Source organism: Spartinivicinus marinus (assembly GCF_026309355.1).
In the GTDB taxonomy this organism is placed as follows: Bacteria; Pseudomonadota; Gammaproteobacteria; order Pseudomonadales; family Zooshikellaceae; genus Spartinivicinus; species Spartinivicinus marinus.
Map to the genome: position 1 here is coordinate 1,312,791 of NZ_JAPJZK010000001.1, position 17,090 is coordinate 1,329,880.

General features: G+C 39.6%; 18 protein-coding genes. 10 read left to right on the forward strand and 8 right to left on the reverse strand.

Annotated elements, in window-relative coordinates; genetic code table 11:
• Window positions 1–653: 653 nt before the first annotated feature.
• A complete protein-coding gene (gene tpx, locus OQE68_RS06095) occupies window positions 654–1,151 on the reverse strand; it encodes a thiol peroxidase (RefSeq protein WP_180567802.1) in 498 nt (165 codons plus the stop codon).
• Window positions 1,152–1,293: 142 nt separating this feature from the next.
• On the opposite strand from tpx, the gene OQE68_RS06100 reads away from it, so the two are divergent.
• Window positions 1,294–1,851: a thioredoxin family protein gene (locus OQE68_RS06100; RefSeq protein WP_180567803.1), complete on the forward strand. Its 558-nt coding sequence runs from the start codon at window positions 1,294–1,296 to the stop codon at window positions 1,849–1,851.
• A gap of 120 nt (window positions 1,852–1,971) precedes the next feature.
• On the opposite strand, the gene OQE68_RS06105 is transcribed toward OQE68_RS06100, so the two are convergent.
• On the reverse strand, window positions 1,972–2,433 hold the full coding sequence (locus OQE68_RS06105) for a DUF302 domain-containing protein (protein ID WP_180567804.1): 462 nt from the start codon (window positions 2,431–2,433) through the stop codon (window positions 1,972–1,974).
• 158 nt (window positions 2,434–2,591) lie between these two features.
• Between OQE68_RS06105 and OQE68_RS06110 the strand changes: the two genes are divergently transcribed.
• The 6 genes from OQE68_RS06110 (at window position 2,592) to OQE68_RS06135 (ending at window position 7,725) form a co-directional block, all read left to right on the forward strand.
• The gene (locus tag OQE68_RS06110) at window positions 2,592–3,575 is read left to right on the forward strand and encodes a phosphatase PAP2 family protein (RefSeq protein WP_180567805.1); all 984 of its coding nucleotides are present in this window, start codon (window positions 2,592–2,594) and stop codon (window positions 3,573–3,575) included.
• A gap of 47 nt (window positions 3,576–3,622) precedes the next feature.
• Complete coding sequence (locus OQE68_RS06115; RefSeq protein ID WP_180567806.1) at window positions 3,623–4,096, forward strand: methylglyoxal synthase; 474 nt, start codon at window positions 3,623–3,625, stop codon at window positions 4,094–4,096.
• Window positions 4,097–4,190: 94 nt separating this feature from the next.
• Complete coding sequence (locus tag OQE68_RS06120; RefSeq protein ID WP_180567807.1) at window positions 4,191–5,060, forward strand: polyphosphate kinase 2 family protein; 870 nt, start codon at window positions 4,191–4,193, stop codon at window positions 5,058–5,060.
• A 135-nt stretch (window positions 5,061–5,195) separates the two neighbouring features.
• Window positions 5,196–5,534 carry a DUF3301 domain-containing protein gene (locus tag OQE68_RS06125; RefSeq protein WP_180567808.1) on the forward strand — a complete coding sequence of 113 codons (339 nt, stop codon included), beginning with the start codon at window positions 5,196–5,198 and terminating at the stop codon, window positions 5,532–5,534.
• An 865-nt stretch (window positions 5,535–6,399) separates the two neighbouring features.
• Entirely contained in the window at window positions 6,400–6,681 is a 282-nt protein-coding gene (locus OQE68_RS06130; RefSeq protein WP_180567809.1) for a hypothetical protein, read from the forward strand.
• 258 nt (window positions 6,682–6,939) lie between these two features.
• The gene (locus tag OQE68_RS06135; RefSeq protein ID WP_180567810.1) at window positions 6,940–7,725 is read left to right on the forward strand and encodes a hypothetical protein; all 786 of its coding nucleotides are present in this window, start codon (window positions 6,940–6,942) and stop codon (window positions 7,723–7,725) included.
• Between the two features lie 170 nt (window positions 7,726–7,895).
• On the opposite strand, the gene OQE68_RS06140 is transcribed toward OQE68_RS06135, so the two are convergent.
• Complete coding sequence (locus tag OQE68_RS06140) at window positions 7,896–8,345, reverse strand: chemotaxis protein CheW (RefSeq protein WP_180567811.1); 450 nt, start codon at window positions 8,343–8,345, stop codon at window positions 7,896–7,898.
• A gap of 588 nt (window positions 8,346–8,933) precedes the next feature.
• On the opposite strand from OQE68_RS06140, the gene OQE68_RS06145 reads away from it, so the two are divergent.
• The 3 genes from OQE68_RS06145 to OQE68_RS06155 all read left to right on the forward strand — a co-directional run bounded on the left by OQE68_RS06145 (window position 8,934) and on the right by OQE68_RS06155 (window position 13,343).
• Entirely contained in the window at window positions 8,934–10,763 is a 1,830-nt protein-coding gene (locus OQE68_RS06145) for an ABC transporter ATP-binding protein (RefSeq protein ID WP_180567812.1), read from the forward strand.
• 223 nt (window positions 10,764–10,986) lie between these two features.
• Window positions 10,987–12,873 carry an inositol phosphate phosphatase SopB gene (locus OQE68_RS06150; RefSeq protein WP_180567813.1) on the forward strand — a complete coding sequence of 629 codons (1,887 nt, stop codon included), beginning with the start codon at window positions 10,987–10,989 and terminating at the stop codon, window positions 12,871–12,873.
• Window positions 12,874–12,902: 29 nt separating this feature from the next.
• Window positions 12,903–13,343 (forward strand): hypothetical protein, encoded by a 441-nt coding sequence (locus OQE68_RS06155; protein WP_180567814.1) that lies wholly within the window; start codon window positions 12,903–12,905, stop codon window positions 13,341–13,343.
• 13 nt (window positions 13,344–13,356) lie between these two features.
• Here the strand turns inward: OQE68_RS06155 and OQE68_RS06160 are convergent, their stop codons facing one another.
• From OQE68_RS06160 to OQE68_RS06180, 5 genes are read right to left on the reverse strand one after another with little or no spacing between them, the layout of a single operon-like run.
• Entirely contained in the window at window positions 13,357–14,520 is a 1,164-nt protein-coding gene (locus tag OQE68_RS06160; protein ID WP_180567815.1) for a glutathionylspermidine synthase family protein, read from the reverse strand.
• A gap of 6 nt (window positions 14,521–14,526) precedes the next feature.
• Complete coding sequence (locus OQE68_RS06165) at window positions 14,527–14,883, reverse strand: hypothetical protein (protein WP_180567816.1); 357 nt, start codon at window positions 14,881–14,883, stop codon at window positions 14,527–14,529.
• 12 nt (window positions 14,884–14,895) lie between these two features.
• Complete coding sequence (locus OQE68_RS06170; protein ID WP_180567817.1) at window positions 14,896–15,297, reverse strand: DUF350 domain-containing protein; 402 nt, start codon at window positions 15,295–15,297, stop codon at window positions 14,896–14,898.
• Between the two features lie 45 nt (window positions 15,298–15,342).
• Window positions 15,343–15,996, reverse strand: coding sequence for a DUF2491 family protein (locus tag OQE68_RS06175; protein WP_180567818.1), 654 nt, complete (start codon window positions 15,994–15,996; stop codon window positions 15,343–15,345).
• Between the two features lie 35 nt (window positions 15,997–16,031).
• Window positions 16,032–17,003, reverse strand: coding sequence for a potassium channel family protein (locus tag OQE68_RS06180; RefSeq protein ID WP_180567819.1), 972 nt, complete (start codon window positions 17,001–17,003; stop codon window positions 16,032–16,034).
• Between the last annotated feature and the right edge of the window lie 87 nt (window positions 17,004–17,090).

Genomic DNA, 17,090 nt, shown 5'->3' on the forward strand with positions numbered 1-17,090 from the left:
TAGATATAGATCACATTTTCTTATATACCCACCTCACTAAGCAGTTCCTACTGCCATCAACTGATAGCGAAACAGTTAGAGGGTAAAAAGAGAAGAGACTGCTATTTTATTTATCGCATCGTCCACTAGGTGAGGTCCTATTGAAAAACAAAAAACAACAACTCATAATATAAGTCAGTTTCCTAAAATATAAGCTAGCACTTTAAAATAATAACCATTAATTAATCAGGAGCAGGCATTTATCAAAATCCAATAAAACCCAACAACAACAATACGACAAAAAATAGCTATGTATCGCAACCGATTTTAAAAAGTAATCGCAACAAAATATTGAAGCATTAAAAATATTAAAGGGTAATATTATTAATGCAACTGTCATTTAATTTTAACAACGGAAGTTTATCTTGACAGAGCTTTACTGAAGACATGACTATTGCCGACCTGAAATACGATCAAAAAGTGAGTTGGTCTAAACAGGATAATTCTTCATTTACAGAGAAGATAGGTGTTGAAAAAACATTTAAAGCAAGCCTTCCAACAGGGCAATCGCATATATACTATTCACATGAGTACAATCAAAATCAAGATATACAGCATATCTTGATTTTGATTGTTGTTTATAGTTAAACAGTTAACTATAAGACAAGTATATTTTATAAAGAATCAAGTGCAGCTTGATAGTTTGGTTCTTCGGTAATTTCCTTAACCAATTCACTATGCACCACCAGGCCTTCTTCATTCAAACAAATCACAGCCCGAGCAGCTAAACCTCGTAAAGGACCTTCGTTAATATTCACACCATAAGACTCGGTAAACTCTGGAGCACGGAAAAACGATGCAGATGTTACTCCCTCAATTCCCTCTACTTCACAGAAGCGGCCTGCTGCAAATGGCAAATCAGCAGAAATACAAACAACCACTGTATTTTCTTTAGCTGCAGCCTTTTGATTAAAAGTTCTTACACTAGTTGCACATACAGGGGTATCAATGCTTGGAAAGATATTAAGTACAACTTTCTTCCCTGCAAAGTCGTTTAATTTAATATTCGACAGATCTGCTCCACATAAAACAAAAGCGGGCACTTTTTCACCAGTTGCAGGAAATTTACCAGAAACACTCACTGGATTACCTTGAAACGTCACAGTAGACATAATTGATACCTATTGATTATGGATGAAATGAAATGCAAGTTTACTTATAAAATTAGGCAACAAGAAGTAACTAATTTATACTTCCAACAACTTATAAAACATACTCCCAATGGACTCTAGTCGTAACACTTAAGGAGACTAAATGGCACTAACCCCATCAACCATGATGCCATTAGGCACAACTGCTCCCGAATTTACCTTACCTGATACTGTTTCTGGTAAAGATTACTCACTAGCGGAGTTAACAGGCACTAAAGGTTTATTAGTGACTTTTATTTGCAACCACTGCCCTTTCGTAATTCATATCATTGATCAATATACTCAACTACTAAATGAATATATTGAACAGGGTATTGGCTGTGTAGCAATCAGTGCTAATGATGTAGTCAGCCATCCTGATGACCACCCAGACAAAATGAAGCTAATGGCAGCAAACCAAGGGTTTAAATTCCCTTACCTTTATGACGAAACCCAGTCAGTAGCAAAAGCCTATGATGCTGCTTGTACACCAGACTTCTTCTTATTTGATAGCCAGCTGACATGTGTTTATCGCGGTCAATTTGATGACTCGAAACCAGGTAATAATAAGCCTGTTACAGGTAGAGACTTACGACAGGCGCTTACTAATTTGGTAGCAGGTCAACCCATTTCAGAGCAGCAAGTACCTAGTATGGGCTGCAATATTAAATGGAAAGGCTAAATACAATAGTGTTAACTGAAGTACTAGTGGCCCATGCATAAGATCGTTATTTAGTGATGCAGATGGACCACTAACCTCAATTAAAGGCAAGCTTTCTAACGATGCAGCGTAAAAGGTCAATTATTTAGCCGCTGCTTTTTTTGCTACTCCAGCTAGTAAACCCTGGATTTTACCAATAACAGCTTCACACCCTTTCATCTGATGTCGCTCAGCTAGATAGCGTGGATTATTGTAGGTAATAACTGTTTGACCTGATTTATTTTGATATACCAGATATTTTTGTGGCAAATCTATAGCTGTAGTATGGGCACACTGCATTAACTTGGTGCCTACATTTGGGTTGCCAAAGATAACCAGCTTAGTTGGTGGCAACTTTAGACCGACATTTTTAGCATTATCCATATGGTCGATAACTGTAAAAACCCTTACCCCCTTATCTTTAAGCTTATTGAGCTCTTTAACTAAGTTTTCAGTTGTCTGGTCTACGCTATGATTGGATGAGATCTGTTCAAGACCGCTTGCCCAGATGTTAACAGACAAAGCCATAGCAAATGTGGTGAGTAGTAGTTGCTTTGCTTTCATTGAGTTCACTCCTTATTAAATTCTAGTTCTTATAATAGACACTTCTCAAAGGCTAATCCTTCCAGACAATTTGAGTTTTAGGGACATAGCTAACAGTTTATTTTTAGAGATGCCCAAATGTATAATCATGCCAAACAAAAAGATTAAGGAAATGACAGTTGGATGTAGCAATTATCAATTGGGCTCAAGCCCAGCTCAGTAGTTTACACGTTGTTTTTCAACTGTTTTCCTGGTTGGGTTATGGCGAGCTGTATCTGATTATTATAGGCGTGCTGTATTGGGGCTGGAACCCTCGTTTAGGCGTCAGTTTAAGTGGTTATTTATTATTAGCCAGCGCCCTTAATGGTATTTTCAAACTTGTTATTCATGCACCACGCCCTTACTGGCTAGCACCAGAATTATATAAAGGCATTCCTGATCACGCATTCGGTATGCCCTCTGGGCATGCTAATAGCAGCTTAAGCTTTTGGGGGCGCTGGGCTTTCACTATTAATAAATACTGGTTCTGGCTACTTTGTGCCGTCATTATTTTTGTGATTGGGCTTTCCAGGGTTTTTCTTGGCGCTCACTTTCCCAGCCAAGTTCTTTCTGGCTGGGGGCTCGCCTTAAGTTGCTTAATTATATTCGGCTATTGTGAACACAAACTAACCCCATGGTTTAGCCAGCTTAAACCTGGTACTCAGATTTTACTGGTACTCTGCTCTTGTGGTGTTGTATTGCTTGCAGGTGTTTTCAGTTATTTATCCACCCAGGCGTTTATTATTCCTGAACATTGGCTGACTAATGCATACTCTGCAAGCCAAACCGACAAACCATTCGTGCCAGTTAACCTAAAGTCTATATGTCGTGATACAGCTATGCTCGCAGGTTTATGGGTTGGGGCTATTCTTTATTATCAACAACAGGGCTGGCATCAGTTAACTCAACCACAAGGAAGACTTCTCCGCTGCCTTGGAGGAGTAATCAGTGGTCTGCTTATCTGGTATGGCTTAGGGTTAGCCATAAAAATCACCACTACTTTCGACACTGTCAGCTACTATTTGTTACAAGTTATTCGTAGTTTTATTTTTGGGCTATGGGTAAGTCACCTTTGGCCATGTCTTACCTTAAAGTGGCAACGTCATCGTGCGCTGTCACTGTAAACACTTATGAACTATGATAAAAATTGTAAAGGCCTGGTTACATAAAAATGAAGTATACACAACGTCACATGAATCACCCCAAACATATTGCACTGGTGGCTCATGACAATAAAAAGAATGAAATACTTGCATGGGTAAGTGAACATGCTCCTATTCTTGAACAGCACCACTTATATGCAACAGGCACCACAGGTGCACTATTGGAACATAACTTAGATTTAACCATTGAAAAGTTAATTAGCGGTCCTTTAGGTGGCGACCAGCAAGTTGGAGCACTGATTACCGAAGGTAGCATTGATATGCTCATTTTCTTCTGGGACCCCTTTGAGCCATTGCCCCATGACCCAGATGTAAAAGCCCTGCTGCGAATTGCAGCAGTATGGAATGTGCCTGTTGCCTGTAATCAGGCCTCAGCAGATTTCCTGATCAAGTCACCCCTAATGGGAGAACACTATACCCATAGTGTTCCTGATTATGAGCACTATCGAATTAAACGACGAAATATTGCTGAGACGAATTAAGGCTAATACCCTATACCCATAGGCAACAGTCGCTGGAGATAGCCATCATTATAAAAGTAGTGCCAACTATGCTTATACTAAAAATGAAATAACCATGAACAGTGAGGACGGGCTTATGGTGGATCTCGCCTACTTTTTACCACCATCACAGGGAGAACTTAACCTAGAGGCATATAACCCAAGTTATACCTTTAATCTGGATAAAACCAACGCCAAAAAAGAAGCCCAAACGCTTGGCATCAGTTTGAATGAATGGCAAACCAAATTGTTTGCAGAGCAAAAACAAGGGTTGCTTATTATTTTTCAAGCAATGGATAGCATTGCTAAATTATCAAATTTACAGCAAGTATTTACCGGGCTTAGTCCTCATGGTATTTCTGCTCATACCTTTGACCCACCCGGGATTGATGATCATCGTCATGACTTTCTACGGCGCTTTCATCTCTATGTACCTAGTAAAGGCATGATTGGGATATTTAGTCATAGCTATTATGAGTGGATACTTCGCAATATGGTCAATAAGGGCATCGAGCCTAAAGGATTACACAACCAAGCAACACATATTAATAATTTTGAATTATTGCTAAGAGATACAGGGACTCAGGTCATCAAGTTTTATTTACATATAAGCCGCCAAGAACATCGCCACCGTCTCTTACAACGTCTTTCTAATCCAGAAGAGTACTGGAAATTAACCCCAACAGACTTACACATCCAAAAACACTGGAGTCAAACGATTAAAAGCTATGAACACATTATTCAACTCACCCATAGCCCTCTACACCCATGGTATATAATACCTAGTGACTATACCTGGTTTCGTGACCTACTCATTGCCAAGATTCTAAACCATACCCTCACCGCCATGAAACCCAGTTATCCAGTCATGCAACCACCGTTTAACATAGAAGACCTACCTGAAGAAGTTGTTACTAACCTCAGTAAAAAAGCTAAAAAAAATTAGCTTAGTGATACATCTCCTCACTAGCACCTCTTGATAAAATATAAAAAGATCATACTTATGAAATATACCATGTGTCGTTACCCTTAATCAGGTAACCTAAAGCCATAAGTTTATGGAAACAAAGAAATACAAAATATGTTTGATTGGTTACTTATTTTCATCTGTGTTGCCGCCGCTTTACTTTGGTGGGATGCAGTCAAAGCAAAGGAACTGGCAAAGCAAGCTGTCGCCCGAACTTGCAAATCTATGCAGTTGCAATTACTGGATGATACTGTCGCCCTGAGCTGGCTAAAGCTGAAGCGTAATCACCAAGGGCAAGTCGTATTCGCTCGCAGTTATCAGTTTGAGTTCAGCCTGAATGGTGCCGAGCGTTATAAAGGTGCAGTTCAGCTGCTGGGCTATAAGGTACAACAGATGCAAATTGATAACCCCCACGAACAGCCAGAAGCCGCCAAACAGACCTACTTGCAGTAGTTCCAACATAAAATGAATCAAGTCTACAGAAGATGTACTTAAGTTGTTCGTCTGACAACTTTTTGTTACATTAGCACTGCCTTACGCTGAGCCATAAACAGCATAAGGTATGCTGGGAGTGCTGAGCCTCCTGGCTTTTTCTAGTCCTCAAGACCAAACTCCTTTTTTTGTTTATTTTTTATTCACTGCTTTGAGCAATTTTATTGGTATACCCAATACGAAGGGTTTTTAGGTGCGGCCATCAAGTGACGAGACCCATGAGCCTACAAATAATAGGTGATTGGGGCGAGGAATGAAGACAGTTAAATGCTCCTGCATAAACTGCATTCCCACCATCCATGGTGGTCATAACAAAACCTAGAAATCATTCGTGAAGGGTATTAACCACAAAAGCAAGACTGCAACAATAATTATGGCCTGTAAGTTTTCCTATGAAATGAGCTGCATCACTGCTAGCCTGCTCTTTTAGCAAACCCATACATATAAGATAAATCGGTAAAAACTGGCTTACCCCTAACAGCAGAAAGAAACCTGAGCCAATGTACTTGATAATTTTCATTTGTGATAAATAATTATATACTCAGTTTAAGTATAATTTTTAGAAGAAAAATAAACCAAGAAGATTAAAAGCTAACTTTTCTTTACATATTAGCGCTTTATTCGAAAACCGAAAGCAGTAATTATAGTCAAACCAAGTGTTTTTTTAGTGTTCTGGTTATTCTACATCTATTGTCTATACTTATTTAGCTGTTGAATAAGAGCAACTAACGACATTATGACCAAATGGATAACGGGTTAATTAATAACATAATTGCCCACCTTATCAACTTTAATTTTATTGGATATATTCTTTAAGGAGAAAGCAATGTCTAACACCAACTTAGCTCTTGGAGCATATGGGCCATTTGCCTGTAATATTGATCAACCAGCAAAAGTAGCTTTCAGCGAAGCATTTGAGCACTTTAAAGGCGTAAAATATGAGCCTGTTGCCGTAGCCTCTCAAGTTGTTTCAGGCACAAACTATGCTTTTTTCTGTAATGCAACGCCTGTGTATCCTGGCGCTACAACTTACCCAGCAATGGTTAGCATATACAAACCGCTAGATGGAAATGCAGGTATTACTAATATTGAAAGGCTACCTTACTAGCATTCCATACTCAAAATAAATCACTAGATATATACAAAACTCACTCAAGCCACTGAACCATTCAGTGGCTTTTTTTATAATTTGATTAAACCATCAAGCCTACAGTCACTAGCCAATCAAAAATAGTACCGCAACAATAAACATCACATGAAATATAACTATAGCTAAATATTAAATTGCGAAATGCTATATTGATATTATTCTTCATCACGTCAATCAAATCTGTTAAGCCATTTCAAACACAAAAGGATTTATATAATGAAATTAAGAAAAATTTATAGTCTAGCTATTTTGCCTTCATTATTTTTTAGTACCTATACAAGTGCCGAAGCACCAAGCTCATCTTGTGCAGATACAGTCAACGCCAATCATGTTGAAAGTATTTATAGTGCTGAAAGTTGCGCAACCGGTTTATTTGCTAAATCCCATTACTCAGCAATTTCCAATTTTAATATTCTAGACGCAACAACGGTTTCTTTTAATTTCACAACACCTAATGATTTAGAGACTGGCTGGATAATGGTTTGGAAAGATACAACAGAAGTAGACTTTTCAATGAAACCATTATTTAAAGCCCCCTTATCTTCTAATAAGGGCCATTATGTTTTGCATTCTGATAGAATTAATTTTCAACAAGGTATTTACACAATCGCGATTACAGCAGGTAAAGATGAAATGAGTGTTGCTGCAACAAGAGCGATGGTATTTGGTCAACCTGCTCAATCTGGCGGCAGCGCAATAGCGGTTACAAGAAAAGCACTGACAGGTATAACTGCCACCTATCTTAGCCCTCCTAATGTTGTTGCAAGCGACAACTTGGCCTGGTTGCAAGTATTTGATGGAACTCTAGAAGACTCACCTGAGCAAAATGCTCAACCTATTTTGGAAATGACGAGCCCTTTAATTGACTCCTCTGGCGTTTTTTCGATTAACTTTCCTGCAGGCATGTTAAAAAACTATCGAACCTATACTTTAATATTTAATCCCGGTAGAGGTTTTGGCGCTGTTGCTGCCGCACACACATTTAAGTATATACTTCAATAAAAATTGTATTATATACCCAGAATGGGGAATGTAGAGCTAGCCTTCTAATGTGAGGCTAGCGATAACGACATCGATTGACTTAACAAGGATAGTTAGGGGTCACCAAGTAATAAAGCTATATACAGCTACAAATAACAAGTATTTTACACATTGACCATATACATTAATAGTCAAGAGATATCGACAGCTAAGAGCTTTTCTACTGAAATTAAAATTATTATATCATCTTCATAATGTGCTGTACCGATAACAAATGGGCAATTAGTACCATGTTCATTAGAGCTGTCTATTTCAGCATTTTTGATACTAATTATTTCAGAGACACTATCAACTAAGATACCTTGTATCTGACCACTGATATCTAACAGAATTATACGAGACTGCTTAGATATATCACTGCCAGGAAGATCCAATAATAATCTGAGACTATTGATATTAATAACTTCTCCACGCAAGCTGATCATACCCAGCACATAATCTGGAGCTCCAGGAACAGGCGCTAACTCCATAAAGTTGAGAATCTCTAAAGTACGAAGCACTTCAACTGCATAGATTTCGCCCTCTAGTGCAAACGTCAGCCATTGAGCCTCTTCAGTGTTGGCAGCTTGCTGTTCTTGCATTACTGATTCACCATTTCCTGTCTATCTCTCCACCACTTAGGCTATTATTGCCTTTTAAACCTCTGCCTAATAACAAAAAGATCTGTACATCAAACAAAAAAGCACAGATTGCTGCTTTACAGGGTAGTACAGCTATCAGAAATCACCAGCCCCTCCCCCCCCTCAAGTACCTTCAAGTTTCGCTTATAATAGAAAGCATTCAATAAAGTAATAGGAATAAAATAGATAAAAATAGACTGCAATTAATATCACTAAAAACACTCACTTATGATTTAAAATGCTTTTAATCATAAGAAAACATTTTATTCCTGTTCAGAGCATTGACCAACAATAATTTTTATTACAAAATGCTAATATTTAAAGTATTGTCCAACTCACCTAAAACAGCAGCTTTTTTGAGTACCCCCTCATACATAGTTAGGAATCACTAATATTACCCATAAAACAGATATAATACTTTTCGCTAGTTCCTAAGCATTCTTAAACAGAATGATTAACTGTCTGACTAGTTATGACTAATGGCGTAATGGACTTTATTGCAAAATATAACGAAAATATCATCGGTCCTTAACTCTTAAAGGAAAAATAATGTTTGCCTATTTTGAACAAGTGTTAAAGGCGTTTCCTAAGCGCGAGCCTGAGCAACCACCTAATACCCTGCTCATGTTTTGTTTACATTACACTCAAGGTATGTGGCGCCCCATTTTGTTAGTGTCATTATTTACTGCAATCGCCGCCGTTGCTGAAGCCTCTCTATTTGGCATGATGGGTGTATTAATCGACTGGCTGGAACAAAATGATCCAGCTACTTTCTTCGAAAAAGAAAAAGGCTGGTTAATTGTCCTAAGTATTGTCCTTTTAATTGGCATCCCTGGCATTATATTGGTTCATTCATTACTGGTGCATCAAACTCTGCTAGGTAACTACCCCATGGCCATCCGCTGGATGGCTCATCGCTACCTGCTAAAACAAAGCCTTTCATTTTACCAAAATGACTTTGCAGGCCGCATTGCAACTAAAGTCATGCAAACAGCTTTATCCATTCGTGAAACTGTGATGAAGCTTGTAGATGTCATGGTATACATCACCATTTACTTTATAACCATGGTAGTACTGGTTGGCCAGGCTGATAAACGCTTAATGATTCCCTTGTTAGTTTGGTTAGCTGCTTATATTGGTATTCAATGGTTTTTTATTCCTAGGTTACGGAAGGTATCAACCCAGCAAGCAGATGCACGCTCGGTAATGACTGGCCGTATAGTCGATAGCTATACCAATATTCAAACAGTAAAATTATTTGCCCACACCAAACGTGAAGCTAACTATGCACAAGATAGTATGGACTTATTCTTGACGACAGTACATAAACAAATGCGACTAGTGACGGGTTTTAACGTATGCTTAGAGTGGATTAATTATACCCTGGTTTTTGCTGTAGGCGCGCTATCTCTTTATTTGTGGGCATTAAATGAAGTCACTATAGGTGCTATCGCCGTTGCGATTACATTAGCGCTTCGCTTAAATGGAATGAGTCATTGGATAATGTGGGAAGTTAGCGCTTTATTTGAAAATATTGGTACAGTTGTAGATGGCATGAGTACTCTCAGCCAACCGCGTGACGTTATTGATCACGAACAAGCCCCCCCTCTCCAAATCAATAATGGTGCTATTGAGTTTTCTAATGTTAGTTTCCATTATGGAAAGCAATCCGGTGTCATTGACCATCTAAACTTAAGCATTAAACCAGGTGAGAAAGTTGGTTTGGTTGGTCGCTCTGGTGCAGGCAAATCAACCTTGGTTAATTTACTACTGCGGTTTTATGATGTTGAGCAGGGTATTATTCAGATTGATGGAAAAAATATCGCAACAGTTCAACAAGAATCATTAAGAGCCTGCATCGGTATGGTTACCCAAGATACTATGCTATTACACCGCTCGGTGAGAGAAAATATTCTTTATGGTAAACCAGATGCATCAGAAGAAGAGTTGATCGCCGCCTGCAAAAAAGCTGAAGCCTATGATTTTATTCTTAAGTTGACCGACCCTAAAGGTAATAAGGGGTTTGACGCACAAGTAGGTGAGCGAGGGATTAAATTATCTGGCGGCCAACGACAACGGATTGCAATTGCTAGAATGCTGCTAAAAGATGCCCCTATTTTAGTATTGGATGAAGCAACCTCTGCCCTAGATTCAGAAGTGGAAGCCGCTATCCAGGAAAATTTATATAAACTAATGCAAGGCAAAACTGTAATCGCAATTGCGCACCGCCTTTCAACCATTGCAGCAATGGACCGTTTAGTTGTAATGGATCAAGGAAAAATTATTGAGGAAGGCACCCATCAAGAGCTAGTATCAGCTGGCGGTATTTATGCACAATTATGGGCTCATCAGACAGGCGGCTTTTTGGGAGAAAAATAACCACCGACCACCGGCACTGCCGGTGGTTTTATATGCAACTCATTATGCTCTCATGCATGATTCTGATCAAACCTTAAAATATTCAACCCAAACCTACAAGATTACGACTCCCTTTAAAGTTATAACGTAACTATATCTGTAGCAACTAATCGCTATCGTTTGTACTAATAGCTTGTACTACTTGATAGCTTACGGTTAAGGATAAGAACTTTAGGAGTCTTCTATGCCCATTACTAGCAACTCTCAGCCATCCCTGAGCCTTAACACAATCAATCATGCGAAAGACCTTGAAATTGCTAGTGATAAAAAAAACCGCTCAACGATTCACAGCTTTTTCTCAAATATTGGTCATTTTTTTCAAGTCCATTTCAGTAAAAAAGCAAAATCTTATGAGGTTGCAACTCAACAGCAGACTCTTTATACAGCCACTCAGCAACCCGTTAAACTAATTGGTATAACTACAGCCACCGGTCAATTCAAGGTAGACGACAGCCAACTTAAAACAGATGACAAAAGTAAGGCGCATTTCAACCTGACAGGAATGAACAACCTATTAAAATGCCATCAACAAGCGGCTAAAAAAGTATTAATAGAGAAAATTAATAAACTGCCAGAACGTCAAAAATGGCAAGTTTATAATGCTATCATGCCCAAGCTAGATAAACTATTGACTGATTTTTCTAGACGATTTTCTGAAGGCAACTTTGATGCAGCAAAAAACAAAGCAGCATTTATGAAAGAGGCAATGAAGGCAACAAAAGCTACTAGTAATCAGCTTGCCAAACAACTTACGCAAGCATTTGAGGCAACCTCTTCTCAACCATTAAGCAAGTCAGAGAAAAAAGCTTTAATAAAAGAAGCTAAACAGATTTATAAGACAGCGATTGCGCATCAACTAAATACCCACAAAGAAAATTGGCAGCCTATTTCAAAAACAATTGAATGGCAGGGTAAGCAATATACAAGCGAAATGACGCCAGCAGCTGAGCTACCTTCCTTACAAACGGCTTATCAAAATTCAAAAGTATCAGGCATCAGCTCCATGACTACCAGCGAAGATAAACATGCTGTAAATTTATGGGTATCAGAATTTAAAGATTCAACTGGAAGCACTGTTTTTAAAGGAGTTCGCCACGGAGTTAATACCCCTTTTGGCGTGAAAGATCCAGACGCCCGCCAAGTCGGTGCTGACAAGCGTACCCAAGAAGTCATTGCCGCTGCACTTGAACTAAACAAAGACCAGTTGATTAACCATTTACAGTCAGACAACTCTAGTGAGCCTTTCAACGTAAAGCTCACCTCTACATCACTACTCACCCCCTCTCAGTATTATAAAGGTAAGGGCTATAAAGAAAGACAGTTTATTCAAGAGCAGTTAGCTGCTTGGCAACGAGCAAGTAAAGAGCCGAAAGAGTTTACAGTTAATATTAATGGTGAAAATAAAACGGTTAAAGTGCAACTGGACGTTTTGGCATTTAATTTTGGCGTCAATGGCGGCGCTAAATTAGCCAGTAAATTTCCTAACCTGGTTAAATTTGCTGACCAACACCCTAACTCCGATATCACTGGCTGGAAAATGGCCGACCAGAATAACCGCGAGCCACTGCATCGACTGATAAATTGGGCCATTAATTATAAAGGCACGTCTAATGATGAGCCAAAAAATCAACGTATCCAAACTTATTTGGATAATATTTCAACGTTGATATCAACTAATCAACACCGTTTGGATGGCAATAGAGCTTATGCCTTACCTGAGCTAGTTGTTTTACTAAGTAATGAAATTGGCGTTGTTCCCGCCTGGAATTGCATGAGTGGTAAAGACCGGACTGGATTACTCGATGCCGAAGTCAAGCAATCATTAATTGAACAGGAATTAAGTGATGGCCAAGTATCAGACTTTTCTAGCGCAATGATTGATGAACGGCAAGCGCTTCACGATAAAGTATTACTAGACTCTGGTAACCATGAAATTCAAAAAGCGAATACAGGGGTACCAGGCTATAAAATATTCGAGGGCGGCCGTATTGCTGTAGCATCAAATGCGACCAATATTGCTGAGTTTCATCGAGCTGATGTCAGAGGGCTTTCTGGTGCAGTCAGCGCATAAACCCTGCCAGCTAAACGTTAAGATTTATTATGTTTACCAGTGAACTATTTGATGAAAAAATGGAGGGATTATTCGCAGCCATAGGTGGCGAATATACCCCTCCTTTGGATGACGATGAGGTAGAAATTATTTTAACCTTAGAGTCAGGGCAAGCCATACGCTTATCTGAAACAGAAAACGAACAGTTGGAAATTCTAGCCTCTCTTGGGCCAGTACCTAATGAACCAACTTCATTAGTCGCTTTATTAATTGCTAATCGAAATGCTGAGCAACAACACCCCACTAGTTTTTTTATTACACCAGATGCAGCAGAGGCCTGTGCAGTACTACAACTGCCGTTGACTGCATCAACAGATGATGTGGTTGACAGTTTTCAACGGATAGTACACAGCTGTAACTGGTACTTAAAAGAATTATTAGCCACTTCTGAATCTCAAAATACCCAATCACAGAGTCAGATTAAAGTGTAACTTAAGAACACCTCTAATCAATAATCACATGGGGTAAAAACCGCGACGAATCCTTGGTAATCACTTGCCGATCTTCTCTGATCCCAATACCTGCTGGTTCGTCTGCAATAACCCAGCTACCCACCAAGGTGTAATTGCCAGAAAAAGCAGGCAGTGGATGAAAGGCCTGGATAATATAACCACTATCATCATAAGGGCCTTCCACTACATGCTGAATTCCCTGGTGGTCCTGTATCGTAATATTGGAGCCCTCCCTTGATAACAGTGGTTTCCGAACAAACCCTTTGGTAAAGCGATTATTCTGATTAATTTCATCCTCAAAATAGGCAGGCAACAGGTTAGGGTGATTGGGATACATCTCCCATAATAATGGTAAAATACCTTTATTTGACAATACCGCTTTCCATGGTGGCTCTAAGAAATGAGTGCCTGAGCTTGGAATAGCAGGGCCAAACTCCTCTTCCATTAGCCATTCCCATGGGTAAAGCTTAAATAAGGCAGGTATGGTGTAGTCTTCTAGGTCAGTAAACTCACCGTCTGGACTAATGCCAATATCTTCTACATAAATAAACTTAGTGGCTAACCCTGCCTGTAATGCGCAATCCTCAAAATACTGGACTGTCCCCCGGTCTTCTTCCGTGCCCTTACAACAAGCAAAGTACAATGGCTGAGGTATATCTAGTATGGCTAAACGCTCAATCAACCGCTCTTGAATGGAGTTAAATTGATCACATCCAACAGGTATCATGGATTGCTCCATGGTTTGCTCCAGCCAAATCCATTGCCAAAAAGCACTCTCATAAAGTGAGGTGGGGGTATCGGCATTATATTCATAAAATTTTGCAGGCCCAGAACCATCATAAGCTAAATCCATTCGTCCATATAAATGCTTATCGCCTGCTTGCCAACTGGCACGAATATAGTCCCAATATAGTTCTGGAATATGCAACCTCTGCAGTAATTGCTCATTATTAACCACTTTATTAACCAGCTCTAAACACATACTGTGCAATTCAGCGGTTGGGTCTTCTATATCACTTTCAATTTGCTGCAAAGTAAATTGATAATAGGCCGACTCATCCCAATACGGCTCCCCATACAAGGTATGAAACTTAAAACCCAATTGATTAGCAAGTGCTTGCCAATCTGACCGCGGATTAATCGACACTCGCTGCATAGTGAATTAGCCTCCCCAGCTACTTCTACCCCAAGACCCTCTGGCAGAAGCCGAGGAACCAAACCCACTACGAGAAGAAGTAGTCGTTTTATTGCTACTGGTAGATGAGGTTTTAGAGCTCGTATAAGAAGAGCCATACTTTTTTTCGCGGTATTTATAAAAAGACTTATCCAGTTTAGAACGGGAATAGCCAGGCCCAATTAAAATATCCAGGTCAAACTCTGAGTCTTTATCTACCGCCCTGACATAATCAATACACTCATTAAGTGTCATATATTCATAGTTGGGCTCATCATCACAGGCTGTTAAGGCAATTGGTGCCAGCCCCATTAAAACCAGTTTTACCGTTTTTGAACGCTTCATTAAATCCCCCAGTTAATAGGTCAAGCAAGCAGCGGTAATAGTACCAGCACCAACAGAAGCAGCAGCCAACCAAATACCAGCGGCCAATTCATTATTTGCCAAACGCTCAGAAATACAGGGCATAATGTGGCTAATGGCTTTAAACGTTAATAATTGGACCAGCAGTGCAACAATGCCCCATAAAAATAAATCCATCAGGTTTACTGCATGGATAATTAAGCTGGCCAACGGAATGATAAAACCCAGCAAACTGCCAGAAAAAGCCAAGGCTGCCGCTGTAATATTTTTCTTAATCAACTCCCATTCATCATGAGGTGTTACTTTTGTGTATATACCAACATATGCCATCGTTAACAGGGATGCAGAAATAAAATATAAAAAGAACGAACCTATATTGGCTAAGTAAGTCATCATGATATTTTCCAGTTACTGGTTAAGGTTTTTTTAATAACAAGGTTTTTAAATAACAGAAAGAGACATAGGGTCTAAATCAACGCCTAAACTAAATACTAAACAATCGCCATCCGCATTGTGCTCAGCAGAGACTAATAGCCCTTCATAGCGCTCACTACCACTTAAAGGACGCTCATAAAACATCGCTCGATGTACAACTTGATATGGAGGCTCACCACTTCTTGAGTGTACTATCTCAGTGAACTCTATAGGTCGAATAGCGCCAGGTGTTTCTGCATTCAAGCCCCTTTGATACTGTGTATCCAGAAAATTTAAGGTGGGTTGCCCTATCTGTCCACCTTCTGCCAACCAAGTATTCCATTCTGCATCAGTACCAGGGTATAGTGTTTTAGCAAACACAAAAAACTTTACATCATCAATATGTTGTTCTTCATGACCACCTGTCGTATTAACCTGAATAAAGCCATCTTCCGATGTATAGTAGCGGTTAATATAAGACCCCATCCCAAGACTGATAGCTCCTTGTGCTTCAATAATCTGCTGGCTGGAAGGCACCTCAAAATTTAGCTTATCAGACAACATGGTCATTACCACAGTGTCTAACGTTACTGCTGCTCCAAGCCGTAAGTTTAGAGGGCTAGGTAATTTATTTTGCTCAGATGTTTCAGACTGCTTTCCTTTAAACCATTTTCCAAACATTGACTAGCCTCTATTACAAATTTAAACACACTGAATCAACCCACCAATGAGCCCCACCTAACCTCATCACTTGTAATACGCTCTTGAGCCATAAAATAAACTAGTTGACCACTTTTGATGGGGGAATTTTTTTTAGGATTAAGGACTAAATCGGTACCAGCTACATTTCCAGCTATACCAAAAGCAGTGGCATTGTGATGCTCTTTTAAATAATAGAAGAGCTTGCCAAAATCAGTACCCTCAAAATTATCAGGTATCTTTAAACTGAATTGAGTGGGACCAGCCAAAGCCGACAGCAGCTGTGTTTGAACCCGAGAAGAGCCCGGATCTTCTGCTGAACGTACCAGCATTTCTATAGCAACATCCGTATTACACTCTATTTTTGAGCAGTGGCTGTTAAGTAGCTCGCCTTTACGTTCATCTTCAAAGTGGGCAACAATATGACCTTTTGGTTTTAACGCATCTACTGCCAAAGCCGTCGACAAGGTTTGGTCATCAGTTTTACCATAAATAATAATACGGCTTGCGTTTTTCACCCCCGCCCGTAGCAATAAGCTTTCATCAGACAAGGCCCTGCCTTGCACAAATGACACAACATCAGGAAGAGGGTTTTCTATTTCATCATCTACACAGAGCACAATATCTCGCTCAGCACGCTTGGCATCGGCAGTAATTAGCTCGACCATCCGAGTAGTACCATCCCCATGCCAACCCAAGATTAAAAAATGATCAGTTAAACTGGAGTAGTTCCCCTTACCTTGCATACCTCTTCTCCACCAACTCACAACCACATGTGTTGTTTTTCCTAAATAAGCCGCAAATAGCGCAACTGCACCAGGCATAACCCAAAAAGCAACGACTACTCTACCCCAAGTTGTCACAGGTGAGTAATCACCATAGCCTATTGTGGTTGCGGTCGTCAGATAATAGTAAATATATAATTCAGGTTTAACTAAATCAGCTTCCCCTATCACCCACAACAATACCCAGGAAATGAGCAGGTGCACAATAACTGCCAATGTTATGCCGAACAGGGACAGTTTTAGAAAATGCTGATTTAGCTGTTTAAAAAAACGGTCTAGCAAATAAACCAT